The 1,319-nt window shown below is 65.3% G+C and carries 2 protein-coding genes; both read right to left on the bottom strand.

What is annotated here, in order from left to right; translation table 11 throughout:
- On the bottom strand, positions 1-369 hold a 369-nt coding region (locus EN879_RS36185; protein WP_164774851.1), incomplete at its 3' end, for a CinA family protein.
- The coding region (locus EN879_RS36180; RefSeq protein ID WP_127274723.1) for a bifunctional 2-C-methyl-D-erythritol 4-phosphate cytidylyltransferase/2-C-methyl-D-erythritol 2,4-cyclodiphosphate synthase at positions 366-1,319 on the bottom strand (954 nt) is incomplete at its 5' end. The genes EN879_RS36180 and EN879_RS36185, both read right to left, overlap by 4 nt.

The following is a 1,319-nucleotide window of genomic DNA, read 5'->3' as shown; positions in this document are numbered from 1 at the left end:
CAGCGCAACCCCGCCCCAGACCAGGCCGACCGGTTTTTCCGCCGAACCGCCGCCAGGCCCGGCGATCCCGGTAACCGCCAGGGTCAGCCCGGCGCGCGAACGGGTAAGCGCGCCTGTCGCCATTTCGATCGCAGTCTCGCGCGAAACCGCCCCATGCGCATCGAGCGTGGCGGCGGAAACGCCGAGCATGTCCATCTTGGCTTCGTTGGAATAGGCGATGAAGCCGCGATCGACCACGGCGGACGAGCCCGCGATGTCGGTGAGTGCCGCGATGATCATGCCGCCGGTGCAGCTTTCCGCCGTTGCCAGCATGATGCCGCGTTTCTGGCAGGCTTGCAGCAAGGCATTTGCCAGGTCGCTGTTGGTCATTCCGGCACCTCGCCGGGAAACACCACGCTGGCAGTGGCGATCGCCGCAATGCCTTCCTCGCGCCCGACGAAGCCGAGCTTCTCGTTGGTTGTCGCCTTGATCGAGATGCGATCCGCGGAAATTGCCAGCATCTGCGACAGGGCTGCCGTCATCGCCTCGCGGTGCGGGCCGACGCGCGGCGCTTCGCAGATCAACGTGATATCGGCATTGGCGATGCGGCCGCCGCGCTCGCGCACCAGCCCTGCCGCATGCTCGACGAAGATCCGCGATGCAGCGCCTTTCCACTGCGGGTCGGACGGCGGAAAATGCGTACCGATGTCGCCGGCGCCGCAGGTCGCCAGCAACGCATCGGTCAGAGCATGCAGACCGACATCGGCGTCGGAATGGCCGGACAGTTTCTTGTCGTGTGCAATGGCGACTCCACACAGTGTAACATGGTCGCCGGGCTCGAAAGCATGGACGTCGTAGCCATTGCCGGTCCGGATGTCGGGAAAGCGCACACGTTCGCCGGAAAGCCGCTGGTCCGCCATGGCAATATCCCGTGCCCAGGTGAGTTTGACATTGTCCGGCGAGCCCGGAACGATCTTGACCGGAATATGCGCCCATTCGGCGATCGCGGCATCGTCGGTAAAATCCATTTTTCCCAGATGATGGGCTTTCTCGTGCGCGGCAAGGATGGGCCAGAACGGAAAGCCCTGCGGCGTTTGCGCCGCGTGAAGACCGCTGCGCGAAACGGTTTCGCCAACCACGCCGGAGGCCGACTCGCGCTTCAGCGTGTCGGCGACGGGCAAAGCGGGCAATGCGCCCTCGCGCTCGCCGATGGCGGCGATGGTGCGATCTATCAGGTCCGCATCGACAAACGGACGCACGGCATCGTGGATCAGAACCTGCCCCGGCGCGTGGTCTCTAAGGGCAAGCAGGCCGAGCCGGACGGATTCCTGCCTGGTCGC

Origin of the sequence: Mesorhizobium sp. M7A.F.Ca.AU.002.02.1.1 (assembly GCF_003998535.1) — a bacterium.
Taxonomy (GTDB): domain Bacteria; phylum Pseudomonadota; class Alphaproteobacteria; order Rhizobiales; family Rhizobiaceae; genus Mesorhizobium; species Mesorhizobium ciceri.
This window is presented reverse-complemented; position numbering and strand designations above follow the sequence as displayed.